The 23,822-nt window shown below is 58.6% G+C and carries 27 protein-coding genes and 1 riboswitch; of the genes, 17 read left to right on the top strand and 10 right to left on the bottom strand.

Going from position 1 to position 23,822, the window contains the following annotated elements:
• The first annotated feature begins 223 nt into the window (after window positions 1–223).
• From NW840_RS02250 to NW840_RS02230, 5 genes are all read left to right on the top strand, one after another.
• On the top strand, window positions 224–403 hold the full coding sequence (locus NW840_RS02250) for a 50S ribosomal protein L32 (RefSeq protein ID WP_011431820.1): 180 nt from the start codon (window positions 224–226) through the stop codon (window positions 401–403).
• Window positions 404–514: 111 nt separating this feature from the next.
• A complete protein-coding gene (locus tag NW840_RS02245; RefSeq protein WP_414342162.1) occupies window positions 515–931 on the top strand; it encodes a J domain-containing protein in 417 nt (138 codons plus the stop codon).
• A 127-nt stretch (window positions 932–1,058) separates the two neighbouring features.
• The gene (locus NW840_RS02240; RefSeq protein ID WP_011431822.1) at window positions 1,059–1,322 is read left to right on the top strand and encodes a DUF3143 domain-containing protein; all 264 of its coding nucleotides are present in this window, start codon (window positions 1,059–1,061) and stop codon (window positions 1,320–1,322) included.
• 7 nt (window positions 1,323–1,329) lie between these two features.
• Window positions 1,330–2,088: a hydroxyacylglutathione hydrolase gene (gloB, locus tag NW840_RS02235; RefSeq protein WP_414342160.1), complete on the top strand. Its 759-nt coding sequence runs from the start codon at window positions 1,330–1,332 to the stop codon at window positions 2,086–2,088.
• Between the two features lie 81 nt (window positions 2,089–2,169).
• Entirely contained in the window at window positions 2,170–3,246 is a 1,077-nt protein-coding gene (locus tag NW840_RS02230) for an EAL domain-containing protein (protein WP_414342158.1), read from the top strand.
• On the opposite strand, the gene NW840_RS02225 is transcribed toward NW840_RS02230, so the two are convergent.
• From NW840_RS02225 to hisIE, 6 genes are all read right to left on the bottom strand, one after another.
• Complete coding sequence (locus NW840_RS02225; RefSeq protein WP_414342156.1) at window positions 3,203–4,393, bottom strand: MFS transporter; 1,191 nt, start codon at window positions 4,391–4,393, stop codon at window positions 3,203–3,205. The two genes, NW840_RS02230 and NW840_RS02225, sit on opposite strands and share 44 nt — an antisense overlap.
• Window positions 4,394–4,435: 42 nt before the next feature.
• Complete coding sequence (locus NW840_RS02220; protein ID WP_011431825.1) at window positions 4,436–4,780, bottom strand: DUF190 domain-containing protein; 345 nt, start codon at window positions 4,778–4,780, stop codon at window positions 4,436–4,438.
• Between the two features lie 309 nt (window positions 4,781–5,089).
• Window positions 5,090–5,521 carry a fluoride efflux transporter CrcB gene (crcB, locus tag NW840_RS02215; RefSeq protein ID WP_414331492.1) on the bottom strand — a complete coding sequence of 144 codons (432 nt, stop codon included), beginning with the start codon at window positions 5,519–5,521 and terminating at the stop codon, window positions 5,090–5,092.
• Window positions 5,522–5,573: 52 nt separating this feature from the next.
• The gene (locus tag NW840_RS02210) at window positions 5,574–7,223 is read right to left on the bottom strand and encodes a cation:proton antiporter (protein ID WP_414342154.1); all 1,650 of its coding nucleotides are present in this window, start codon (window positions 7,221–7,223) and stop codon (window positions 5,574–5,576) included.
• Window positions 7,224–7,368: 145 nt separating this feature from the next.
• A riboswitch (Fluoride riboswitch) is annotated at window positions 7,369–7,474 on the bottom strand.
• Window positions 7,475–7,520: 46 nt separating this feature from the next.
• On the bottom strand, window positions 7,521–8,162 hold the full coding sequence (locus NW840_RS02205) for a DUF1997 domain-containing protein (RefSeq protein ID WP_414342153.1): 642 nt from the start codon (window positions 8,160–8,162) through the stop codon (window positions 7,521–7,523).
• Window positions 8,163–8,169: 7 nt separating this feature from the next.
• Window positions 8,170–8,793 (bottom strand): bifunctional phosphoribosyl-AMP cyclohydrolase/phosphoribosyl-ATP diphosphatase HisIE, encoded by a 624-nt coding sequence (gene hisIE, locus NW840_RS02200; protein WP_414342151.1) that lies wholly within the window; start codon window positions 8,791–8,793, stop codon window positions 8,170–8,172.
• A gap of 278 nt (window positions 8,794–9,071) precedes the next feature.
• Between hisIE and NW840_RS02195 the strand changes: the two genes are divergently transcribed.
• Genes NW840_RS02195 through NW840_RS02150 form a run of 10 tightly spaced genes read left to right on the top strand, consistent with a single transcriptional unit; the run spans window position 9,072 to window position 17,073 of the window.
• Entirely contained in the window at window positions 9,072–9,863 is a 792-nt protein-coding gene (locus NW840_RS02195) for a phosphonate ABC transporter ATP-binding protein (protein WP_414342150.1), read from the top strand.
• Between the two features lie 46 nt (window positions 9,864–9,909).
• Complete coding sequence (gene phnD / locus NW840_RS02190) at window positions 9,910–10,806, top strand: phosphonate ABC transporter substrate-binding protein (RefSeq protein ID WP_414342148.1); 897 nt, start codon at window positions 9,910–9,912, stop codon at window positions 10,804–10,806.
• Entirely contained in the window at window positions 10,775–11,593 is an 819-nt protein-coding gene (gene phnE, locus NW840_RS02185) for a phosphonate ABC transporter, permease protein PhnE (protein ID WP_414342146.1), read from the top strand. Before phnD ends, phnE begins: the two co-directional genes overlap by 32 nt.
• A 9-nt stretch (window positions 11,594–11,602) precedes the next feature.
• Window positions 11,603–12,022, top strand: a complete 420-nt coding sequence (gene phnG, locus NW840_RS02180; protein ID WP_011431834.1) for a phosphonate C-P lyase system protein PhnG — start codon at window positions 11,603–11,605, stop codon at window positions 12,020–12,022.
• A gap of 8 nt (window positions 12,023–12,030) precedes the next feature.
• A complete protein-coding gene (gene phnH, locus NW840_RS02175) occupies window positions 12,031–12,600 on the top strand; it encodes a phosphonate C-P lyase system protein PhnH (protein WP_414342144.1) in 570 nt (189 codons plus the stop codon).
• Window positions 12,585–13,637: a carbon-phosphorus lyase complex subunit PhnI gene (locus NW840_RS02170; protein ID WP_011431836.1), complete on the top strand. Its 1,053-nt coding sequence runs from the start codon at window positions 12,585–12,587 to the stop codon at window positions 13,635–13,637. Before phnH ends, NW840_RS02170 begins: the two co-directional genes overlap by 16 nt.
• Window positions 13,621–14,487 carry an alpha-D-ribose 1-methylphosphonate 5-phosphate C-P-lyase PhnJ gene (locus NW840_RS02165; RefSeq protein ID WP_011431837.1) on the top strand — a complete coding sequence of 289 codons (867 nt, stop codon included), beginning with the start codon at window positions 13,621–13,623 and terminating at the stop codon, window positions 14,485–14,487. Before NW840_RS02170 ends, NW840_RS02165 begins: the two co-directional genes overlap by 17 nt.
• A complete protein-coding gene (locus NW840_RS02160) occupies window positions 14,480–15,247 on the top strand; it encodes an ATP-binding cassette domain-containing protein (RefSeq protein ID WP_414342141.1) in 768 nt (255 codons plus the stop codon). The genes NW840_RS02165 and NW840_RS02160 overlap by 8 nt, the downstream gene beginning before the upstream one ends.
• A gap of 10 nt (window positions 15,248–15,257) precedes the next feature.
• Window positions 15,258–15,953 (top strand): ATP-binding cassette domain-containing protein, encoded by a 696-nt coding sequence (locus tag NW840_RS02155; protein WP_011431839.1) that lies wholly within the window; start codon window positions 15,258–15,260, stop codon window positions 15,951–15,953.
• A complete protein-coding gene (locus tag NW840_RS02150; protein WP_414342139.1) occupies window positions 15,934–17,073 on the top strand; it encodes an alpha-D-ribose 1-methylphosphonate 5-triphosphate diphosphatase in 1,140 nt (379 codons plus the stop codon). The genes NW840_RS02155 and NW840_RS02150 overlap by 20 nt, the downstream gene beginning before the upstream one ends.
• A gap of 40 nt (window positions 17,074–17,113) precedes the next feature.
• Here NW840_RS02150 and NW840_RS02145 read toward each other — a convergent pair whose 3' ends face one another.
• Window positions 17,114–19,468, bottom strand: a complete 2,355-nt coding sequence (locus NW840_RS02145; RefSeq protein WP_414342137.1) for a polysaccharide deacetylase family protein — start codon at window positions 19,466–19,468, stop codon at window positions 17,114–17,116.
• A 266-nt stretch (window positions 19,469–19,734) separates the two neighbouring features.
• Window positions 19,735–20,226, bottom strand: a complete 492-nt coding sequence (locus tag NW840_RS02140; RefSeq protein ID WP_071818135.1) for a phycobilisome linker polypeptide — start codon at window positions 20,224–20,226, stop codon at window positions 19,735–19,737.
• 239 nt (window positions 20,227–20,465) lie between these two features.
• On the opposite strand from NW840_RS02140, the gene NW840_RS02135 reads away from it, so the two are divergent.
• Complete coding sequence (locus NW840_RS02135) at window positions 20,466–21,020, top strand: DUF4079 domain-containing protein (protein ID WP_011431843.1); 555 nt, start codon at window positions 20,466–20,468, stop codon at window positions 21,018–21,020.
• A gap of 33 nt (window positions 21,021–21,053) precedes the next feature.
• Here the strand turns inward: NW840_RS02135 and NW840_RS02130 are convergent, their stop codons facing one another.
• A complete protein-coding gene (locus NW840_RS02130; RefSeq protein WP_414342134.1) occupies window positions 21,054–21,815 on the bottom strand; it encodes an E3 ubiquitin ligase family protein in 762 nt (253 codons plus the stop codon).
• Window positions 21,816–22,756: 941 nt separating this feature from the next.
• Here NW840_RS02130 and NW840_RS02125 point away from each other — a divergent pair.
• Window positions 22,757–22,906, top strand: a complete 150-nt coding sequence (locus NW840_RS02125) for a hypothetical protein (RefSeq protein WP_187147255.1) — start codon at window positions 22,757–22,759, stop codon at window positions 22,904–22,906.
• Between the two features lie 63 nt (window positions 22,907–22,969).
• On the opposite strand, the gene NW840_RS02120 is transcribed toward NW840_RS02125, so the two are convergent.
• The gene (locus NW840_RS02120) at window positions 22,970–23,662 is read right to left on the bottom strand and encodes a response regulator transcription factor (protein WP_414342132.1); all 693 of its coding nucleotides are present in this window, start codon (window positions 23,660–23,662) and stop codon (window positions 22,970–22,972) included.
• Between the last annotated feature and the right edge of the window lie 160 nt (window positions 23,663–23,822).

Genomic DNA, 23,822 nt, shown 5'->3' with positions numbered 1-23,822 from the left:
CGTACTTGAAGGCTTGAAGTCGTTGCACCGCTCAATCGTATTCTTGGCCTATGCGTGATGACAACGATATAGGCTACGGTTCGCGCTATCCTTCCCTGCCCTGAAGGACGGGGCTTGCCGCGCCTTTTGGTCAACCACTGATAGGCTACTTGCCTGAATAAAGCTGGGATCGGCAGCGCAGCCTCAATGCTAGCCTAGTAAGGCTGTGTTTTTGTGCGAAGCCATGCCTGTTCCTAAGAAGAAAACTTCTAAAGCCCGCAGTCGCAGGCGCTACGCCGTCTGGCTGGGCAAAGCTAAGCTCCAGGCCCAGCGAGCCATGACCATTGGGCGCGCCATTCTCAGCGGTCGCAACACCGGTTTCTACTATCCCAAAGCTAAGTCTGAAGAGGATGAGGAAGAATAGAGGCTTGCTGCAGGGATCCCGGTGTCTGCGCGAGTGATTACACTGGACTAGAGCTGTGCTCCCCTGAAAGCGGTTTTGCTGCCCCTGTAGTCTTGCTCCTCCATAGGTTGCATGCGCTCCTTGACTTCCCTCACCTACTACCAACGGCTGGGTCTGTCTCCAGGGGCATCTCCTGAGGCCATCCGGCGGGCCTACCGGCAATTGAGCAAGCGCTACCATCCCGATACTTCTCCCCTGGCTCCGGAAGTGGCCATTCGCTGCTTCCAAGAGTTGCAGGAGGCCTACCTTGTCCTTAGCAACCCGGCGAAACGGGCCATCTACGATGCCAGCTTACGGGCGGTGACCGCCAACACGGGATCTCTGGGCATGCCGGGATCCCTTGGTGCCGATTCTCTAGAGCTGCGTATGGAAACCCGCCCACTTTCGGCTGGCGAGCTGTGTGCCCTGCTGCTGATGGGATCCACCCTGGTTGTGTGTTTGGTGTTGGCAGGTGTCCTCGCTTGGCTGCGAGAGAGTGGGGCAAGCTGATTCTGCGAGCATTTCCTGCCCTCTTCGGTAGGACATTGGGATCGAGTTTTCGGATTCTGGATCAGGAGTGCTTGAATGAACATAGCCCGTTGACTCTAGGGTTTGATTGCTTTTCTTGAATCTCGCCATGCCTTTGCCTCCTGCAACCACGCCCCTGTACAATCACCCGCTCCACACCATCGAACGCTGGCTGGAGGATCAGGGCTGCACCCGCGATCCGCAGGATGTGGAGCAGTGGTTTTGCGAACGGCCTGGCTGGAAAGCCATTTTGCGCCTGGAAGAAACCAGCATTTGGGTGCGATACACCTACCCAGACGGCAACACGAAAACCTTATCTTTTCCCTATTCCCTCAGCCGGCAAGACGTAGAACAGGCCATTTTTGAGAGTTAGCCGAGCCATGCGCGTTCTCCAGTTGCCTGCCCTGCGCGATAACTACATCTACCTGCTCCACAATCCCGACACTGCAACAGCAGCCGTGGTGGATCCGGCAGTGGCTGAGCCCGTGTTGGAAAAGCTGGCCGAGCTGGGGGCGGAGTTGGTGGCCATTTTCAACACCCACCACCACCACGACCACGTGGGGGGCAACCGACAGCTTTTGGAGCGCTATCCCCGTGCCAGAGTCTATGGCAGCCAGGTGGATCGGGGGCGGATCCCTGGCCAGACGGTGGAGCTCAAGGCAGGGGAAACAGTGGAGTTTGCGGGTCGGCTAGCAAAGGTGCTGTTTGTGCCCGGCCATACCCGCGGCCATATTGCCTACTACTTTTCCGAGAGTGGGGATCTCTTCTGTGGGGACACCCTGTTTGCCGGGGGATGCGGGCGGCTGTTTGAAGGCACGCCGGAGCAGATGCTGGGATCCCTGGATCAACTGCGGCAGTTGCCGGAAGCCACACGGGTGTGGTGTGCCCACGAATACACCTTGAACAATCTCAGGTTTGCCCTGACAGTGGATGGAGACAACCCCGACCTGCAGGCGCGTTATCAGCAGGTGGCTGCCCTGCGCCAGACGGGATCCCCGACTGTCCCCAGCACCATTGGCGAGGAACGCTGCACCAATCCCTTCTTGCGTTGGGATCAGCCGGCTTTGCAGGCAGCCACCGGAGCTCAGGATCCGGTGCGGGTTTTTGCCCGGCTGCGAGGTATGAAGGATCAGTTCTAGCGCTGTTTGTAAAGTTTGCTTTCTCCTGGGAGAGCGAGGGCATACTGTCGGTGGGACTGCCTAGCTATTCCCCGAAATCCTATGTCTTGTCCTGAGTGTCCGGCTCTGCCTACCTTTTGGCAGGAGGCAGGGCGTCTGTTTCTCTGGCTGCCCACCCCTCACACCCAGCGCAAGGTGGTGCAGCTTCTGGAGGCTAAGGAGGGGATCCCAGCCCCCCTTTCGGTTCAACTTTTGGAAAACCTTGGCCTGGCGGTTTCCATTGCCCAGGGGGCCCTCAAGAAAACCCTAGAAGGAATGGCCGAGGTTCTTTCGCAGCAGGAGATGCGGGCCAGCCGCGCTCTGTTTTTGGCCGGAGATAGGGATCCCTGTTGGCAGGATTGCGCCCGGGTGGAGTTGTTGCAGGAGTTGTTCCACCGCACTCAGGCCGAGCTGTTGCTGGAAGTGTTGGCAGAAAGCCGGCTCACCACCTACTTTCAGCCCATTGTCCAGGCGCGGGATCCCGCTTTTGTGGTGGGCCATGAGGCGCTGGTGCGAGGACTGGACAAGGAAGGGCGGTTGATCAACGCGGGTTTGCTCTTTGCTATGGCTCGGGAAGCCCATTTGCTCTACCAGCTGGACTTGGCCGCCCGCCGCACGGCCATTGCCGCGGCCATGCAGCACCACTTGCAGGGGGATCTCTTTATCAACTTCAGCCCCACTGCCATCTACGACCCGGCTTTTTGCCTGCGCCATACTGTCTGGGCTATTAGCCGCGCCGGGATCCCGCCCCAGCGGGTGGTGTTTGAGGTCAATGAGTCTGACCGCAGCCCCGATTTGAACCATTTGCAGCGGATTTTGCACTTCTATCAGCAGGCAGGCTTTCGGGTGGCTTTGGATGATTTGGGGGCTGGCTATGGATCCCTGAACCTGCTGCACCAGCTGCGGCCAGACATGATCAAGTTGGATGGAGAGCTCATTCGCGGGGTGGACCGGGATCCCTACAAGGCGGTGATTGCCCAAAAGCTGCTGGAGCTGGCCCAAGACCTGGGGATCACCACGCTAGCGGAAGGGATCGAGACTGCGGGGGAGCTACAGTGGGTTTGCGAACACGGCGTGGATCTGGTGCAGGGCTTTTTCATTGCCCAGCCCCAGCCTGTCCCGCTACAGCCAGCAGGATAGCCGCTCCCACAGCTTGAGCAGCCACTGAGAAGGCTACCAGACCTGGAAGGGAGAAATCATAAAGCACCCCCATCAGGGCGCTGCCCAAAAACCAGGCCAGGCCGTAGACGCTGGTAAACAGGCCGAAGGCAAAGCCCCTCGTCTGGGGGGTCACCATGCTGGCTACTGCCGCCTTCATGACCGATTCCTGAGCGCCCAAGCCAATGCCCCAGAGCACCATGCCCAGCACCGTCAGAGCATAGGTGCCGGAAAAGGCTAGAGGCGCAAATCCAGCCGATACCGCCACTGCTCCCAGCAAGCTCCACAGCCCCACGCGGTCAAACAGCCAGCCACAGCCCAGGGCTGCTAGGGCATCCACCCCCATGGCCAGGGCATAGAGCAAAGGGATCCCTGCCCCATCGCTCCCTGACTGTTGTTGCAGATGCAGGGCAATGAGGGGAAAATCCGCAAACCCCATAGCCACACAGGCTGCTGCCAAAAGATACAGCCAGAAAACTTTGGGCAAGCCTTTTGCTGGAGTCATCTCCGGCTCCGGCTCAAAGTCGCGCGGACTGGGATACAGCCATTGCGCTAGCCCCAAAGCCGCCAGCCCCACCGCTGCCGGGATCCCCAAGGCCAAAAACGCGCCCCGGAAGCCATATCCCGCTCCTAGCATGGCTGCCACCAGCAGCGGCCCTGCCACTGCCCCAATTTGATCTAGGGTCTCATGCAGGCCAAACCCCAAGCCCCGACCCACCTGCAAGGCTGCATGGGAGAGCAACACGTCCCGCGGCGGGGTGCGGATCCCTTTGCCCGTCCGCTCGGCCAGCAACAGCAAAGCAGCCCAAGGCCAACTGCCCGCCCAGGCCAAAGCCGGGATCACCGCTGTGTTGATGACATAGCCCAAGGTGGTGAGCCGCCAGTGACCCCGACTGCGGTGCGCGGGATCCCTGCCCAGCTGGTCGCTCCAATAGCCCACCCCCAACCGCAAGCCATAGGCCAATAGCTCCCCCCCGCCGGCCACCAGGCCCACCACCGTGCCGCTGGCCCCTAGGGATCCCAAAAAAGCTCCAGAAATGCTGCGTGCCCCTTCGTAGGTGGCATCGGCGCAGAGGCTGACGATCCCCAGCAAAACAATAAAGCGCAGGGCAGAAGGGGAATCGGGCATAACCAGCTCCTTGGCAATGGGGAATCTATTTTCAGATCTGGACTATTGTTGTTGATGAGGAACATGATGGAATACTTGTACCCTATGGCAAGTAACTAGACCGTCATGCATCAGAGTTTTTACTTCCGGTAGAAAGGCTTTGATTTTTTCCGGCGTGTCGATGAAAGTTACCAAAATGGGCAGATCTGTGGAAAGCTCTAGAAGGTTACTGCTGCGAATATGACTGTTTCGACCAAAGCCAGCAATAGCTCGCACCACAGTACCACCAGCTAGCCCACGCTGACGACCTAGCTCCAGCAGAGCCAGGTAGAGAGGCTTCCCTTGCCAACGGTCTGACTCGCCGATGTAAATATCCAATTTATAAACTTCTGGTTCATCATCTAGCATACTTGTATCCCTTTTGTTTTTGGGCTGTTGCGATTGTCATGGTTACAGATTTTTCCGCTTCACATAAGGTCTACAGTGAAGTGGGATCCTTGTCAGGCAAGAGATTGGCTGGCATTGGCTGTAGTGAGTAACGCTGGAAAAACTGTATATTGCTTTGGTGAAGAGTGCTCCTTAAGATAAGAAATTCCAGGGGGTTGACTAGTGGGGATCCCGGTGCTTTTAAGAAAAAAGTTATTGCCCAAAATGACCAGTTGCTGCACCTGGCTTTTGGATGGATAGATTGCTGATTGATAGGGGTTACGTTAAACGTTATCGCCACAATCGTGCCAACAGGATCCCAAGCTCCATAGCCAAGGCTCCAAATAGGCAAGAACCGAGCCAATAGACAAGCCCAGCAGCAAAGCGATGTTGCTGCCAGAGGCTAAAGGTATCCAGTTCATAGGTAGAAAAGGTGGTGTAGGAACCCAGGAATCCCACCCCGAACAGCAGGCGAATTTCCGGTGAGATCTCAGGGCGTTCCATAGCCACGGTCATGAACCAACCCATGACCACACAACCCGATAAGTTGATGATCAGGGTTCCGTAGGGAAAGCTAGGGCCAAATCGCTCCGCAAACCAGAGGGATAGATAGTAGCGACTCAGGGATCCGCCAATAGCCCCCAACGCAACCGCAAAGGGAACTCTCAAACTGGGAGAGACCAAGCCATGGTTTAGGTAAGCCCACACCGATTGCAAGCGCATCTATTCTCCTTGAACTGTGTTCCCAGAACTTCCTACGGAAAAGGTGGGATCCTTAGCTTTTTCTGCCCTCAGAGATAGGGATCCTGCTTCTCTTGAAGTCCTCTTCCTCTACCAAAATTACCGGAATCGGGCTGGTTTCCAACACCGCTTGGGAAGTGGATCCCACCAAAACCTGCTCCCAGCCGCGGTGGCCCCGCTTGCCCATGACGATGTCGGTTACCTGCCGCTCCTGAGCTAGGGTTACGATGGTCTCTGCCAAGGGCCCCGAGGCCAAGCAAAACTGGTGGCGAATATCCGCCAAAAGACGCTGGGTGAGTTGCCGCAACAGTTCTACCCCTTTCCCCTGCGGCTTATCGGTAACATGCAACACAATCACTTCCCCATCCACCCGCCGCGCCAAATCGGCCACCTTGCGCAGCACGGCTTCGGCCAAAGGGGAGGTGTCCACCGCTGCCAAAAAGCTCACCTTGCCCTGGCTGCCTACCTTGGTGGGATCCACCTCTCCTTTTTCCAAAAGCCGGGGAGCACACACCTGGGTCAGCCAAGCACCCAGGGGGGCCGTGACCAAAATCGACAGAGCCGCCAAAGCCAAAATGATCTCCCCACCGGGGATCCCTTGGGCCAAAGGGATCCCACCAATAGCCGCCTGCACCGTCGCCTTGGCCATGTTGCCCGGTAGCAAAAACAGCCGCTCCCGCCCGTTCCAATTGCTTCCCAGAGTGGAAAGCCACCAACCTAAGCCCCGCCCCAGCAGCAGGCTCAGGGTTAAGAGCAGCAAGCCCGGCCAGAACACGGATCCCAGCACCCCCAGATCCAGCGACGCTCCCAACAGCACAAACAACACGATCTCCGCCACCGTCCAGAGGGCATCGAACCCACCTCGCAGCCGCCGCGCCAAGGGGGCATCCAGCTCAATTAGAAAGAACCCCAGGGCCATCACCGCCAAATAGCCGGAAAAATAGGGCCACACCTGCGGTGCCAGCACCAGCCCCAGGGCCATACAGGCAGCCAGCAGCGCTTCCTGGACGCTGTTGCGGGTCCAGTTTTGTTGGGTTAGCAGCGACACCAGAACCCGCGCCCCCAGGTAGCCTACAGCCACGCCCAGCAGGATCTCCATCACCACCTGGAACGGCAGCCACTGCAGCGGCGACAGCTCCAGGCTTCCCAAGCGAACGCTCGCGGCGGATCCTTGGCCCAAAAAGCTGAGCAGCAGGCTAAACCCCAACAACAGCAGTACGTCGGAAAGGGCGCTGCCGGTCAAAATGGCATCCGGGATCCCTTTGGTTACTCCCCAGCCCAAACTCTTGAGGCGCAACATCCCCGGCACGATCACAGCCGGCGACTCTGCCCCGATCACACAGCCCAGCAGCAAACCGGTAGGCCAGTCTAACCCCAGGATCCCAGTGCTCAACAGGGCCACTGCCACCGCCTCACAGGCGGCCGGCAAAAAACCCAGCCGCAGGGCTACAGACCCTTGCTGGACCAGCTTCTCCCGATCCAGCCCCAGGCCCGCCTTCATCAAAATGATCATCACCGCCACCAGCCGCAGATCCCCTGCCGCTGCCAGCACCTCGGGAGACAAGACCTCTCCCAGCAGGATCCCTACGAGGATCATCCCCAACAGAGGGGGCATCCCCAACCGACCCACGATTTGGCCGACAAAAAAGCCCATCACCAAGATCCACAGCCAACTGCCCAGCATCACCAGATCCTCATCTCCTTGTCGTCAGGGTGTTGAAGGGCAGCCCAGGGAGAAAAAGCCATCCGCGTCAGGAGCGGGAGCACCATCGCGTCCGCAGGGTGGGGCCTCAAACAAAGCCAAAGACCCCTACCCCCTGGACTTGCCCAGAAGTGTAGGAGTCATCAGCCTCAGCTTTTGAGGTTAGAACCCTCTTCCTCTATAGAAAAATTCCAAGTGAGGCGGTTGCGGCGAACTCCATCGCCGGTTGCCGGAGCACTACTCGAAAGCTGACCGGCAACTTACTTGGCGCCTAAGATATCACGCTTTGTCTTCCACTGCAATTAAGCGATAGGGGTGATCGGGACACCCAATAGAGCGATAGAAATCGCTGCACACATTGTGGGTGAGGCGGTCACTCATACCCCGGGTTACCTGCTGCACCACTTGATGGGCCACCCGATAAACCAACTTGCGGGGCAGAACCTGCAAAAACCTGGGCAAAGCCAGCCCAATCTCCAGATGAAGAGACCAGTGAACACGAGTTGTGGGCAGGTCTTTCAGGGATCCCTGTAGCTCCTCCAGCCGGAAATCGGCTTGGCAGTTAACCCGGTAAGGCATTCCCTCATCGCCGGGCAACTCAATCGAGGTCAGGCGAAACCGGTAATCTTCATCCGGCCAGATCCTCACCCCAAAACTGGGCTCCAGCTCAAACCCAAGGCCGCCCATGCGGAAAAACTGCAACCTGTAAGTCTCGGCAGACAAAGCTTCCACCTGCAATGGCCTGAAGCACCGCTGGATCCACTGGGCATGGCCTCTCAGGTAACGGGCCAAGGTCTCCCGATCGGTTTCCAGATCCACTTGGCCACAGCGCGCGGCTTGTAAATCCAGGTGGGCTTTGTCCAGGGAGGGATCCCAAGAGGACGGAGAGGGATCTGCGGGAGCACCGCCTTCGGGGGACATGGCCCTTTCACTTGGCGGAACGGCGGGCTTGGAGCTGGCGATAGACATCCCTAACATCTACCTGATAGTGAGCAAGGGCCACGAGGCAGTGGTACCAGAGATCGGCCATCTCACGGGCCAAAGCCACGCGGTCTTGATCCTTAGCCGCCATCACCACCTCAGCCGTCTCCTCGCCAAGTTTCTTCAAAATGGCATTTTCCCCCTTGGCTAGCAAGCTGCTGGTGTAGGAATCGGGACGGGGATCCGCCTGGCGGGCCTTGACCACGGCAAACACCTGCGACAGGGTATCGGCTGCTGGAAGGGGATCCCCTTGCAAAGGGCGAAAGAAACAGCTCCGCGCCCCCGTGTGGCAAGCCGCATCCCCCACCTGCTCCACCAAGATCACCAGCGCGTCGCCGTCGCAGTCGTAGCGGATTTGCTTGACCCACTGCACATGGCCAGAAGTTTCCCCCTTGGGCCACAACGCCTGCCGCGAGCGGCTCCAAAACCAGGTGCGGCCTGTTTCCAGGGTTTTTTGCAGCGATTCCCGGTTCATCCAGGCCATCATCAGCACTGTTCCGTCCAGGTAGTCCTGCACGATGGCCGGGATCAGGCCCTGTTCATTGTAGGTGAGGCTGCCTAACCAAGCCATCTCCTCCGGTGAAAGGGCTCTGGGGGACTGCCAAGAGAGGCCCGAGATCACAGCAGCAGCCATAAGGGTTTGGCAGAAAACCAATCGAGATTATTAGCAAGATAGCAGAGCAAGCTCTCCCAGGGGTACCTCCAAGAGCGCCCTCCAGGCCAAAGCCAGTTTCGAGAAGCCATTGAGAAGTCCTGCTGCCCAGGCCAGCAAAGCTTAACTTGGTTTTAACTTCAGTATCAGGCCAATCTGCTAAGTTTGTTACCGGTTTTCCCGCCGTGAGGTAGCTTATGCGCATCCAAGTCGAGAACCTTTGGGTTGCCTTCAAAAACAAGGTTGCCCTAAGGGAGGTTTACCTTGACCTATTTGGCGATGGAGCGCAGGTTGTGGCCTTGATCGGACCTTCGGGAGCAGGAAAGTCGACCTTTCTTAGGCTTTTGAAAGGGATGGTCAAGCTCAGCGGCGGAAAAGTTTGGGTTGATTCTCTTCCTCTCCATGAAGGCCAAAGGGATGCCCTGCAACAGCTGCGCAGGCGCACGGCCATGGTCTACCAGACCTTTCAACTCATCGGGCGCCTGACGGTTCTGGAAAACGTTCTTGTTGGGCGTCTGCCTCACCTGAGTCCCATTCGGGGTCTTTTCAAGCACTTTTCTGTTCAGGATTTGGCCAAGGCGGAAAAGCTGCTGGAAGAGGTAGGGTTGCTAGAGCATGCCTGGCAAAGGGCCGACGCTCTCTCAGGGGGGCAGCAGCAGCGAGTGGGTATTGCTCGCGCCTTGATCCAGGAGCCAGCCCTGATTCTGGCCGACGAGCCCATTTCGGCTTTGGATCCTAAAAATGCAAAGGTAATTATGGAGCTGCTGCTGGGAGCGGTGCGCCGCCAGGGGATTCCGTTGCTGGTTACCCTGCACCACCTAGAAATGGTGCGCCATTACGCCGATCGAGTCGTTGCTTTCAAGGAGGGCCAGGTTTTCTTCAATGGGCCGCTTTCCGATTTTACCTCTGAAAAGGAAAGGGAGCTCTACTTTGGGGAGAAGGAAACCCACGAGGCAAGCGAATGGTTTTCCTCAACCTTGAGGGTCTAACAAGATCCACCTTCAACCGCAAGTTAACTGCAAAGGAGAAAACCTTATGCGGAGAAGAAAAATTCTGTTCCTTGCTGCCTTCCTCATGGGAATTTCCAGCTGGGTTCCAGGGCTGGCTCAGAAGCAAAACTGGCCCAAGGAGCTGGTGATTGCTGAAGTACCGGTGGAGAGTGCTGCCGATTACGAAGCTCGCTATGCTCCCTTTTTGGATTATCTCAAACAAAAACTGGGGATCCCCGTCCGCCTGTTTGTGGCCGGTGACTACACGGCGGTGATGGTCTCCCAGGCACAAGGCCAAACTCACGTAGCTTTCTACGGCCCTGCCTCCTACGTAGATGCCATTGAAAAGGCCAACGCTCCCATTGAAGCGTTCGTGAAAGAGGACTCGCTGCGCTCGGGTACCGTTTATCACTCCTTGATGCTTTCCAAGAAAGGCAGTGGCATCAAAACTCTAGAAGACGCCAAGGGCAAAGATTTTGCTTTCGTCGACCCAGAGAGCACCTCTGGCTTCAAGGTGCCCATGGCCCACTTCTGTCTTGAGGCCAAAATCAAGCCCAAGGAGTATTTCAAGCAGGTGGCTTTTGCTGGCAACCACGAGTCGGTCATCTTGGGGATAGCTCAGGGAACCATTCCCGTTGGTGTAACCTGGGATACCGGGATCAGCCTTGCCACCAAGAAGGGGCAGATCAAAGGCATAGAGGACTTTGAGGTCATCTGGAGATCGGATCCCATTCCTTCCTCTCCCTGGGCCTACCGTAAAGATCTGCCAGAGGATCTCAAGGAGGCCTTGCGCACGGCCTATCTGGAGTACGAAAACACGCCGGAGGGTCAGAAATGGCTGGAGGCTCGTGGGCTGAAGGGCTTTGAGCCGGCTAGCGACGCAGATTACGATCCCTTCCGCAAGGTCAACGATGCTCTTAAGAAACCTGAGTGCCAACTCTAGGAGACTTCCCCCCCTGCCAGCAGAGCTTAAGCGCAGGGAGCTGAGCACGGTTGTGCTGTATGGGGGGGTTTTTCTCGCTCTCTTGCTGACGGCGGAGCCTGCCGGGATCTCGCCAGGAAAGTTGTTAGCTGGCTTGGGGAGGAGTGCGGCCTTCTTGGCTCGCTTCTTTCCTCCCAGCTTTTACTTCTTGCCCAACTTCCTTTACTCCCTGTTGCAAACCCTGATGATGGCCCTCTGGGGCACCTTCCTGGCCACTTTTCTCACGGTTCCCTTGGCCTTCCTGGGATCCAGAAATGTCATGCGTTCCCCTGCGGTTTACCTGCTTGTGCGCGGGCTCATGGATGTCCTCAGGGGGCTTAACGAACTGGTCTTGGCATTGGTTTTTGTGGCCGCGATTGGCCTAGGACCCTTGCCAGGGATCCTAGCTTTGACCCTGCACACGGCGGGTGTGGCAGGCAAGCTCCTCTCAGAGGCCATCGAGACAGTAGATATGAAGCAGGTGGAGGCGGTAGAGGCTACAGGTTCCCACCCTCTCCTGGTTATCGCCTATGGCTTCTGGCCGCAAGTGGCTCCTGCCTTTTACTCCAGCACTCTCTACCTTTTTGAGGTTAACGTGCGCTCGGCAACGGTCTTGGGCTTGGTGGGGGCAGGGGGCATTGGGTTTGATTTGATGCAGACCATACGAGCCTTTCGCTTTCAAGATGCGGCCACGGTCGTTCTCCTGATTCTGCTGGCTGTGTTTACAATTGACAAAGTTTCGGCGCGGATCCGCCAGACCCTGATTTAGGAGGCTGGGATGCAGCCCCTAGAGATGCTAGAGCTGTTGCAGGAGGCCCCCGAGAAGGAGGTGCTGGCTTTGGCGCGGGAGGTCAGGCCTGCTCTGGGATCCAGCCAAAAGCTCAGGGAAGGGGCAGGGCTGCTGGCGCTCCCCTTTGAGGACTCCCGCACGGGGACGCCCTTCTACGTGGGAGAAGTGCTGGTCTACGAGGTCTGGCTGCGCTTTCCAAAAAAGGGAGTAGAAGGATACGGGATGGTGCTGGGGGAAAAGCCGCGTCTGGCGCGCGCCCTGGCCTACCTAGACGCCGCTCTGCAGGCGGGAATTGCTGTGGAGAAGATCCAGGCTTTGGCGCTAGCGGCCCAGAAGGATCTTCAAGAAGAAGACGAGCGCCTCTGGCGCAAGGTAGCTGCAACTCGCCTGGAGGTGGAGACTCTGTGAGCCTGGGGATGTCCAAAGCCTACGGCCCCACACCGGGACTGGCAGAAAAGCAAAGCCAGCAGGTCTTCCGGGCGTTGGTTAGGGCGTTGAGCTACCCTGGCCGTCTGGAGAGCTTTCCCGCTCGCTCCCTTCGCCAAGCCTTTCGCCTCATTGGGCTGACGCTGGTGGATGGCAATGTAGGGGTTTGGGCGCCAAGCTGGCTGCTGTTGGATTTGCGTGGGCAGGATCCCCGGCCCGTGGCTTTGGAGGCTGCTGACTTTGTCTTTGCCGAGCAGCTGGAGAGTTTGCCCGCTGGCCCAGACAGCCTTTTGGCTCTCAAAAGAGGCACCCACCTTGAGCCTGAAGCGGGAGCGACCCTTATCCTGGGGGCCCCCTTGGGCCAGGGATCCCCTGTGTTGCTCAGAGGGCCCGGCATAGCTGGGGAGATCCAGTTGGCTGTAGGCTTGCCCTCTCTGTTTTGGCAGCTGCGCTCCCAGATCCTGGCCTACCCGCTGGGAGTGGACATCCTGTTAACTGACGGCCCCCAAGTGGTAGGCTTACCCCGAAGCGTGGAGGTGGGTGGATGGGCTATGTCGTAGCGCGGGGCAGCCAAGAGGCCATTCTCAATGCCGAGGCCCTTTTTCGCGAGCTGTTGTCAGCGGCAGAAGCCAAAAGCAGGCGAGGCCGGACAAAGCAGCTGGCTGGGCTGCCCTATCTCCTGGATCATGTGATGGCAGAGGCGGGGCTGTGGGCTCCGGAGCTGGCAGCCACTGCCCTTGTGCAGACAGGGGGGGACCTCTACGAGGCCCTGCTGCTTCTGAGAGCACACCGGACTACTCTCCCCCGCCTAGGGAAAGCCCAGCTGCAGAAAAAGGAAGATCTCCTGCTGGTGCGTCGGCTTTCCTCGGCTTTCAAGAGCATTCCCGGCGGCCAGGTCTTGGGGCCCACCCTAGACTACAGCCTGCGTCTTTTGGGCTTTTCTGAAAGCCCCCCGCTAGAGCCGGCGGCCGTGGCTGCTGCCCAGCACTATCCTTCTGTGCGCAGCTGGCTGAGGGAGCAAGGTCTGCTGGAAGAAGATCCCACGGCAGAGCAGCAAGCCAGTAGCCCTGCTCCAGGGGAAGAGATTCCCGACTTGACGCGGCAGCCACTGCTGTTTCCAGCGCCGCGGGCCCACCGCCTGCAAGCTTTGGCCAGGGGAGATACGGGGGGACTTCTGGCTCTGGCCTACAGCGCCATGCGCGCCTACAACGTCCACACCCACCCAACGGTTGCCGAGTTGGGCGTGGGCTATCTCGAGGTACGCGCCTTTCATCCTGTGCGGGGGGGAAGCTTTCGCCTGGGGCGGATCCGCCTGGTCTTTACTGAGGTGGTGGGACACGGAGAAAAAGGATACCGCTTGGGCTTTGCCGCTAGCCTGGGTTGGAACGAGGGGCGGGCCATCGCTGGCGCCATGCTGGATTTGGAAATGGATCGCCCCAGCCATCCGGCTCGCAGCGAGGAGTTTGTCCTGGTGCATACGGATCCCGTGGAGGCCTCCGGCTTTGCCCTCCACTACAAGCTACCCCACTACGTAACCTTTCTCAGCAACTGGATGAGCCACTTCCAAAAGGAGGCCTCCCTTGAAACCCAAGCATAGCTATGCCTACCTGGATCTGGAGGCCAAGCGAGAAATTCGGCGCAAGGTTCTCAAGGCCCTGGCCATACCGGGCCATCAAGTTCCCTTTGCTAGCCGGGAAATGCCGCTGGCTCGCGGCTGGGGCACAGGGGGATTGCAGCTTACGCTCAGCCTGGTGGGGCCGCAGGACGTGGTGAAGGTCATTGACCAGGGGGCCGATGACTCTGTCAATGCCGCCAACTTGCGCCGCTTCATTGCCCAGGTCAGCGGCGCTCGAACAACCACCGACACGCTGGAGGCCACCCTCATCCAAAGCCGCCACCGCATCCCCGAGGAGCGGCTCCAAGAAGGTCAAATCCTAATCCTGCAAGTTCCCATCCCTGAGCCTCTGCGCTATGTGGAGCCCTCTGACGCCAGGGCGCGGGAGCTACATGCTCTGGGCGACTATAGCCTGCTGTGGGTGGATCTTTTTGAGGAGCACCTACGCCACGGCCAGAGCCGCAAGGGAGCGGCCTACCCAGTTCTGGTCCATGGGCGCTATGGGATGGATCCCAGCCCTCTGCCCCGCTGGGATCTGCCCAAGCTGCATCTGGCAGCCCATATCACCCTCTTTGGGGCCGGGCGGGAGAAGCGGCTCTATGCCGTCCCTCCCTACACCCGGGTGGAGCCCTTGGCCTTTGTGGATCGGCCCTTCCAGCCGGAGCCCATTTTGGGATCCTGCCGTCGCAGCGGTTGCCGCCACGTCTTCCTCAACGCCATTCCCCAAGAAGATGGCAGCTTGGCCTATGAAATCTCCGACCAGGGCTATATGGAAAAGCTGCTGGCCGGGAAAACGAGCGGTCCTCTATTTGTGGAGAAAGAGCATGGCTGAGGAGACCCCCCTTCTGGAGCTGGTCAAGGTTTGCAAAGCCTACGGGGATCGCTGGGCGCTTAAGAACGTCAGCCTCAAGCTCTATCCCCAAGAGGTGCTGGGGGTGGTGGGAGCTTCCGGCAGTGGCAAGACTACTCTTCTGAAGATCCTTTACCTTCAGGAGACAGCCCAGGGGGAGTATCGGCTAAACGTGCCGGGTTGGGAGGGACGTAACCTGCTGTTGCTCTCTCGCTACGAGCAGCCTGCGGCGCGGCACTACCTGGCCATGGTCTATCAGGATGCCGCCCAGGCCCTGCGCATGGGCTTTGCGGCCCTGACTAATGTTGCGGAGCCCCTTGTCCTTAGAGAAGAACGGCGGTTTGGAGTGCTGGAAGCGGAGGCGCAGGAGGCTTTGGAGCGAGCCGATTTTCCTTTAGAGCGAGCCGGGGATCCCCCAGCTTCTCTTTCGGGAGGAGAGCGCCAGCGGGTACAGATTGCCAAAGCTTTAGTCCAAAAGCCTCTGGCTGTTCTTTTGGACGAGCCCACCACCGGTTTGGATTTGCTGGTGCAGGCCACCTTTCTGGATACTCTGCGCCGCCTCAAGCGGCAGTTGGGGATGAGCCTCATCCTAGTAAGCCACGATCTCTCGGTCGTGAGGGCTGTGGCGGATCGAATTGTGGTGTTGTACCAGGGGGAGGTAGTGGAGGAGGGATTGGCCGACCAAGTGCTGGAGGATCCTCGCCACCCCTTTACCCAGGATCTGGTTGCCGCAAGACTTTAGGAAGGGCAAGGTGTTGCAGGTCGTTAACTTAGAAAAGCGGTTCTTTCTTCACCGACTGGGGCGAGAGGTTCTGGCCTTCCAGCAGGTGAGCTTTTCCCTGCAAGCCGGAGAGTTTTTGCTGCTGGAGGGCCCCAACGGCTCTGGCAAGTCTTCTCTACTGCGAACCCTCTACCGCAGCTATTGGCCTACGGCAGGACAAGCCCTCCTGCAGACCCCTCTGGGAACGGTGGATCTGGCCCGCTTAGGGGATCGCGAGGTGTTAGCAATCCGCCGCGAGCGCATCGGCTACGTCAGCCAGTTTCTGGATCCCAGACCCCGCACCACGGCCTTGGAGCTGGTTGCGGAGCCCTTGCTGTGGCAGGGAGTAGCGGAAAACCAAGCGCGACATCGAGCAGCAGAGCTGCTCCTGGAGCTGGGTCTGAAGCCAGAGTTGCTGGAGACTTTTCCAACCAGCTTCTCGGGGGGCGAGAAACAGAAAGTCAACTTGGCTCGCTCTCTCATCCACCCCTATCCGCTGCTGCTTCTGGACGAGCCCACCGCCAGCTTGGATACTGCAGCCAAGTTGGCCTTGCGAGAACGCCTACGAGCCTTGAAGCAGCAGGGAACAGCTATCATTGGCGTTTTTCACTCCTTAGACGATGTGTCGGGTTTGGTTGACAAAACCTATTCCCTGGAGGTGAGGGCAAATGTGGCTAGCAGGGCCTAAGCTAGTTCTCCCCGATGGTGTCCTCCCGGTGGGATCCCTGCGGCTGGAGGGGGAGCGGATTGCCGAGATTCGGCAGGGGCAAGTGGGGGAAGGGATCCCTTTGCGAGGACTTACCCTGGTGCCCGGCGTAGTCGACCTCCATACCGATAGCCTGGAGCCCGAGCTGGAGCCGCGCCCAGGGGTACAGCTGGCGGTGGACATGGCCTTGGGGATTTGGGAAAACCGAGCTTTGGCGGCGGGGATTACCACTGCCTTTGTAACTCTGTCCTTTTGGGAAGGCCTGCCTGGCTGGCGCAGCCCAGAAACGGCCTTGGCTATGGCAGAGCAGTTGGTGGCGCTGCGTTCCCAGCTGGCTCTGGACTTGAGGATCCACGCTCGCTATGAACTCTCGCGCCCCTTGGGAGCAGCAGCTGTTCGCCAAGCTCTCAGCCAAGGCTGGGTGGATCTCCTTTCCTTCATGGACCACACCCCCGGCCAAGGCCAATTCCGGACGCCGGAGGACTACATCCGCTACATGGCTCGCCAGCTGGCCCGGCCTTCCGAGGAGGTTGCCGCTAGTTTGGCGGCCAAGGCGGGGGAGGAGACCTTGCAGAGCTTTGCCCAATTGGCTCAGCAAGCGCAAGCTTTGGGGGTACCTTTGGCTTCCCACGACGACGACTGCCCCGCCAAGGTTCAGTTAATGGCCAAGATGGGCCTGAAAATTAGCGAGTTTCCGGTTACCCTAGCAGCAGCTTTGGAAGCGCGGAAACTGGGCCTGCTGGTGGTCATGGGGGCTCCCAATGCCCTGAGGGGATCCTCCCATGTCGGCAATCTCTCCGCTTCGGAGGCTCTACAAGTAGGAGCCCTAGGCGCCTTGGCCACTGACTACTCCCCCGCTTCAGCCTTGAGGGCTGCCTTTGCCTTGGCGGAGAAGCAGCTGCTGGATCTGCCCCAAGCCATAGCTTTGGTCACTCACAACCCTGCCCAGGCGGTTGGTCTGCAGGATCGGGGAGCCCTTCGCCCAGGCCTAAGAGCCGATCTAGTGGTGCTGCGGGAGAAACCCTTCCAGGTTATGGGTGTATTCGTTGCCGGCAGGCCCGTCTTTCTCAGAGATAGCCTCTGTTGGAGGGGGGTCTTCTAGGCTTCCCGCCAAGGCCTAGGTTGGAAGGCGAAGACAAGACTTAGTCCTGCCCGAAGGCAACCCTGGGCAGCAGTTTCCGGGTTGGCTTGCGCTCCAGGGACAGGGCAGGCCGTTCTAAGCGCGTATCCACCAGTACCGAGGGAGAGGCCAAGTTAACGCGCTCCAGCAGACGCCGCAGCAGTTGAGCATCGATGATGTCCACCCCTTGGCGGGCTGTCGCCATTCCGGCCACCAGGGGGGTAGGGGTGGCTGGAAGGGGGGATCCCATCTCACTGCGCTCAGGTGCAGCCAGCACCAATTCCGCCATTGCCTGGGCCAGCTCTTGACCATACACCCCATCAGGGCCCGAAGGGAGTAGATCCAGCCGTCCCTGCTGAGTGGCCAGGTGGCTCAACCCCAGTTGCACCGCCACCACCGCCGCCCCCCGATCCCCCCGCCTCAAAGTGCGTTGGCCGGCCAGAATGCTCTTGAGTTGGGCTTTGGCCGCCTCTTGCTCGCTGCCGGGCAAAAGTTGCACTAGCCCTTCCAGCTGATCTCCCTCAGAGCCAGCCTTGGCCTCGGGAAGGGGATCCTCCCGCCAAAGGCGAGTCAGGTCGTAGAGCAAGATGGCATGGGGCACAGGACGGCTGGGCTGGTTGGGACCGGCATGGCCGGTGGCGAGGATCTCCCCTTGGTAGACCAGGGAGGTGCTAAAGCCAGAGTCCAGCAGCACGGCTTCCCGGATCCCGGTTTTGGGCAGAAGACGGGCCAGGATGGCGGCGTTGACGTGGGTTTTGGTAACTCCGATCACCACCCGCTCCTGGTCATCTACCCCAAAGAAAGCTCTGGGGCGAAACTCAGCAGCGCTGGCAAGGCGGAACGAGTTGATCTCCGCCGGAGAGAGGGCATGGCCATCCTTAACCAGCCATAGACCGGCCACAAACAGATCTGTGACATCCGGCATCAACTGGCGGATGTTCTCCAAGTGGGTCATGGTGTCGGGATCAAAGGGCACAAAGCGGAGGCGATCCCTGCCCAGCAGCACCAGCGGCCGGCCGCGGATTGCCTGGTCATCTTCGGGGCGACCGGGGATGAAGGTCTTGTGGTTGGCAGCCATCACCGGCCCCACCATGACGTTGCTGGCGGAGTTGATCCAGGGGATGGAGAAGAAGCTGCCGTTAATGCCAGCATCGGCCTGGTAGCGCTGGACCAACGTCCTGACTTCGTAGCGCCGTTCTGCGTGCACTGTGGCTGCCCGTCCGCCGCGGATGGTGAGCACCCGCACCCCGTCAATGATCTCGTCGGTCAGAGCCAGAGGCTGCGTCACATCCAGCCAGTAGTCGAGGCTGCGGCTGAGGCTAAAGGTGCGGGCGCCAAGAATGGCCTCGGTGAGGCGAAACTGGTTAAAGCGTCGCACCTCCAGCAAGTTGGGCGATTGTCCTGTAAAACCGGGATCCATCGTAAAAGACATCCGGTAACCGGCATCGGCCAGGTATTGCTTCACCCGCTCGTCCCGGTTGCCTTCGGGATAGGCAAAGTAGTGGATGGGGTGGCCCAGCTCCTGCTCCAACTTGGCCTTGCAGTCGAACACTTCCCGCCGCAGACGGGCATCGTCTAGCACCCGCAGGTCAGGGGGATGGGTGACGGTGTGGGCGGCAAAGTCGATCAGCCCGCTGGCATCCATCTCCCGCATCTGATCCCAGGTGAAGTGATCCTTGCTGGTGGGCACGCCGACAAACCCGGTTTGCACAAAATAGGCGGCGGGGTAGTTGTACTCCTTGAGAAGGGGGTAGGCGTTTTCGTACAGGCCCAGGTAGGCGTCGTCAAAAGTGAGCAAAATGGCTTTTTCGGGCAAGGGATCCCCGTCCCGCAGGTGTTTGTACAGTTGGTCGATGTGGATGGGGGTCAACCCCGCCTGCTTAATGGCCTCAAAGTGTTGCCGCAGCTCCGCCGCCGTAGTGTCGAACCAGACCTGCTTGCGGCCAGCCACCACATCGTGATACATGATGGCGGGCACATAAGAAAGGCTGGCCAAGGGATCCAAAGCAAAGGGATCCCGCTCCAGTTGGGTCTCTAAGGAGATGGGCAAGCGCTGTTGAGCCGCTTTAGCGTGGGCGCGGGGGGCAGGGATCTCCGCTAGAGGTGGCGAGAGCCCCGGCAGGCGGCTGACCCAGTCGGGATGAGCAGTTGCCCAGGCCACCAGGGCCCCAGCCCCAAATCCCAGCAGGATCACCAGCAAGCTTAAGAAGGGGAGTAACCTCGGTCGAGACTTGGCCAGCGGACGTCGAGAGGAAGAGGAAAAGCTTTGTCGTGGAGTGGGCGAGGGGTACGGCTGGGATCCCCTTGCTGACCCAAAGCCTGCATGGCCTTGGGGCATCGACCCTCCCAAGCGCGTCGGCTGTCGTCGAGATGTCATGGCCTCACTCCCCACTCCCAATTGCAAAAGCTCAGCCCTCGCCAGAACGCCTTTTCCTACCCAAAGCCCACCCCCAGGACAGCAGGAAAAGGCAGCCTTCCAGGCAACGGCAAAACCAACGCCAGCCTACCACCCCATCCTCAGGTTGGGGATAGGGGAGAAATCGCCGCATGCTTTCTACAGGGATCCCTCGTTGAAATTGTTTGAACCAGAACGGCCTGGACGGGTGGCCTGAAAGAACCCAGAACCTCCCAGGAAGCCGCCCGCTACTCAAGGGTGCTTAGCAGATTGGACTCGGCAATGCTGACGATCTTGCCTCCCATTTGGGTGATCCGTTTCACTTCTTGGGAAAGGCGGCTGAAGGGCACTTTGTACTCGACAACACTTCTGCGCACACCTCCTCCCACGAGGCCGGATACCTTGATGGCGAAGATTTTATCGCTATTGGGCAGCCCTCCTTCTGAGCTGCTGGCCTGAGCGACCTCTGGTTCTGGGGCCGATGCCACCTGAGGCGCCGTGGCGACGCTCTCCCGCTCCAGGAGTAGCCGCCAGCTGCGGGGATAGGCAGGCGCCAAACGATAGACCACCTTATAGGAGCCGGCTATGTGGTCATCCTCGGCCTCCACCTTCACCACAGTTCCCGCTGGAATGTCCAGCTTGGCCCCCTTAGACATGACTTTAATTCCCGGCCAATTGGTGGGCACATCCGTCAGCAGCTCGACCTCAAAGGCTTGATCCCCCAACAACAACTTGGCCATCTCAACAACTCCGTTTTGCTCAGCACTCAGTGGCGAGAGAGCCGCTCACAGCCACAGCTTCATCGTCAAACATTCTACCGTTGCCAGGTGCCCACCAGAAGCTTCCCGCTGGCATGGGTCAGCTGACGTCCTCCCTTCAACGAATTGAGGGAGATCACTGATGTCCTCCCATTCTAGAATTGGGGTGTTGTAGATTTGTTAAGCAGCTGTAGATTTATTGCGGAGGTAGAGGGAGCGCCATGAACCTGTTGAGCTTGGCCTTGCCGGATCTGTCGGCAGCTTCGGATGGGTTAGCCGCCACCTTGCAGCCCGTAGCCCAGTTTTTTGCCGGCCTTAACTTGCCCCAACCCATTGTGCAATGGGGTCACCCCTTGATGATGGGGATCGTGGTGGTGGTGATGGGCAGCTTTGTCGGCCTGACTGGGTGGCGAGGACGGGCCTTGCGTCTGGCAGCCGCCTCCACAGCGCCAGAGGGATCCCTGCCGGAAGCGGCCCAGAAGCCTCTGCTTGACCACCGCAAATTGGCCCCCTGGATGGCCACCTTCATTGCCTTGGGCTACACTGGCGGCCTTCTTTCTCTGGTGATGCAAGGGAAGCCCCTGTTGAGCAGCCCCCATTTTTGGACGGGATCCCTGGTGTTGCTGTTGTTGGCGGTGAATGGAGCTTTGTCCCTCAGCGGCTTTGGGGGCAACCGCGCTGCTTTGCGCACCACCCATGCCTATGTGGGCAGCCTCATTCTATGTGTACTGTTTGCCCATGCCCTGCTTGGGCTCAAGCTGGGTTTGTCGTTGTGAGTGGCAGTAGGCTTCCCTCTGCCTGGGCAGGAACTAGCGATAAGGCTGCAGGGATTGCAGCAGGTGGAGCACGGTGAAAATGCCGATACCCAGCAGGACGACGGATCCCACCAGGTAGCTGCTGGCATTGGAGCGCTGCTCTTCCAAGAGGGCTTCAGGGGATTTGGGGGCAATCATAAACCTTTCCCCAGAAAGGGGTTTTCGGATCACGGGATCCCCTGCCTCAAAACGCACCTGCCCCATGGTAAACGCCATCGCATCCACCGGAATCACCCATTCCTTATAGATAAAAGCTCGGGTGGAGCGATTTTCTGTTCTCACTCCGGAAAGGTAGCGCTTGAGATTGAAGTTGAACCGGCTGGGCCCTTTTCCTGGAAAAATATGCTCATCCACAACCGACATAGCCTCTATCTCCGCACCTGTGGGATCCACCCTCACCCTTCCAGTTTCGTCTTCGATGAAAAAAGGGATCTGGCGAACCACCGAGTGAAGGGTTTCGTCTCTCGTTCTCGTCTCTCTTTCAAGGAGATATTCCCGACCTGTGCTCGGATCGTAATACACGTTGGCGTAGTGTTTTTGGGGAGAGCTTACTTCGGAAAACGGCGATTTTTGAGGATAGCCTGGAGAGCCAAGCTGCTGGGGGTAGTCGGGGTAACCAGGCTTTTTCTGGAAAGAACCGGAACCGGGGTAGCCAGGGTTGGGCTTTTGTGGAAAAGAATTAGAGTAGTCGGGATCAACCCTTTTCTGAAAAGAACCGGAGTCAGAGTAGCCCAAGCCGGGCTTTTTCCCAACCATCTCCCCCGGATAGGATTTTGCTCGGGATCCCAAGCGTAGAGCGTTCTGATATTCGCCTTCGCTGATCCGTTCGCTATACGCTACATCGCCTTGGCTATTCAAATACCTTCGATAGCATTCAATCTCGTCATACTCCCAAGAGATCTCAGACTTGTAGTAGACGCAAGGCTGTCGCGAAAGTTCCGATACCAAAGGCCGATCGCACACAACCCTGCCGTAAACTTGAGCCAAGTTTGCTCCTTTTGCCTGGGGGTTGGTCTGACCGAGATGGCGAAGCTCGGCTATCTTGAGCAACCGAGTTGCAGAGAGCTGTTGAACCAACCTTTGGGAGCGCAAATACTCAACAAACGAAAACAGAGAGGCAGGAAGACAAAGCAGACCAAGCAGCATCAGCCAGTTCATAAAGGCCTTCCTTTCCGGGGGTGGGAGTGAAGTTGGCCTCATGCTAGCAGTTACCTGTGAAACAGGATTTAAGAGAAGTTTAAGGCAATCCCGAATGCGGGCAGTTCCAAACTTTACCAAGAAGCTAGGCCTGAAGCCCCGCCCTTCCAGGACGGCTTTTGCCCTGTTAGACCTGCGATAAGATACACCCACGCTGGTCAGAGAAGCCAAACTCCTCAACGCCACTCCAGCGCAGTACCAAGCCTTGGATGACAGAGTACACCGGCCAGGTGGTGGGGCTGGATGTGGGCGACAGCAGTGGGCAAGCTGTGCCGTGTCTCCAGTTTTTGCGTCGTGCCGAAAGGAGATTGAAGCAACAGCAAAGAAGACTGAGCAGAAAGTTAGGCCCACGGCCCGCTAGCGTGAATAGGAAGGGGGTAAAACCTCAATACAGCAACTACCACAAGTAGAGGAAGCGGCTTGGCGAGGTACACTTCAACCAAATCAAAGTCTGGCGCCAGCGTAGAGACCGGGTTATTGAGCTAGCCCAGTGTGTGGGAATGTCTCACGACATTGTGGTTTATGAGGACTTGCAGGTGCAGAACTTGGTGAGAAATCACCACTTGGCCAAGTCTTTCACGCTAGCGGCGCGGAGCGCTTGGGGGAACGACTGGGGAGATAGGCACCGCCGTCGTGGAGGGGAAACCTGATACAGCTAAGTGCTGTCGCAGAACCAGGAACCAGAATCCTTGCTCTTTGGGGCGGGGGGCATGTCAATCGCGCAACACGTAGCCTACCCCGCGCACCGTCTGGATAAGGCGCTTCTCCCCTGGGCCTTCGATCTTGAGGCGCAAGTAGCGAATATAGACCTCGATGATATTGGAGTCGCCCGTGAAGTCGCAGCCCCACACATGCTCTAAGATCTGTTGGCGGGTGAGCACCTGACGGGGGTGTTCCATCAAGTAGCGCAACAGGTCGTATTCTTTGGCCGTCAGCTCCACCTGTCGCTCTCCCCGGGTTACCTCCCGCGTTACGGGATCCAGAATCAGATCCATGAACACCAACTGGCCATCGCGGGATCGCCTTGGCTGCCGCAAATAGATCCGTATCCGAGCCAGCAGCTCCTGAATGCTGAAAGGCTTGACCACGTAGTCATCCGCCCCGGCATCCAACCCCACTGCTCGATCCGACACCTCATCTCTGGCGGTCATCAGCACCACGGGCACGCGGTTGCCCGTTGAGCGCAGTCGCCGACAAATTTCCAAACCTGAGATGCCGGGCAACATCCAGTCCAACAGCACCAAGTCGGGGTTTTGGTCGCAGGCTGCCCTCAACCCGGCCATGCCATCGCTGGCTACGCTGACTCGATATCCCTCACAGGTCAGCTCCGTTTCCACAAAACGAGCCAGCTTAGCTTCATCTTCGATCACCAGAATGTGGGCAGAAGAGGGTTCAGGCTCTGGCATACGCTCTCTTGCTGAATCCAAGGAAGACGCCGAAAAACTTGCTCATTGCCCCCAAGCATATCTCAACCGTATGGATTGGCAGTCGAGATGAGTAAACTACCCGGCTCCGACCGCTAAGCGGTACGGAGCGGGCTTTCAGTAGCCCTGAGCCTGCTCTGCT

The sequence above is a fragment of the Synechococcus sp. R5-13 genome, from assembly GCF_047462015.1.
GTDB lineage: Bacteria > Cyanobacteriota > Cyanobacteriia > Thermostichales > Thermostichaceae > Thermostichus.
Note: the sequence above shows the minus strand (reverse complement) of the source record. Positions and strands in the feature narration are given on the sequence as shown.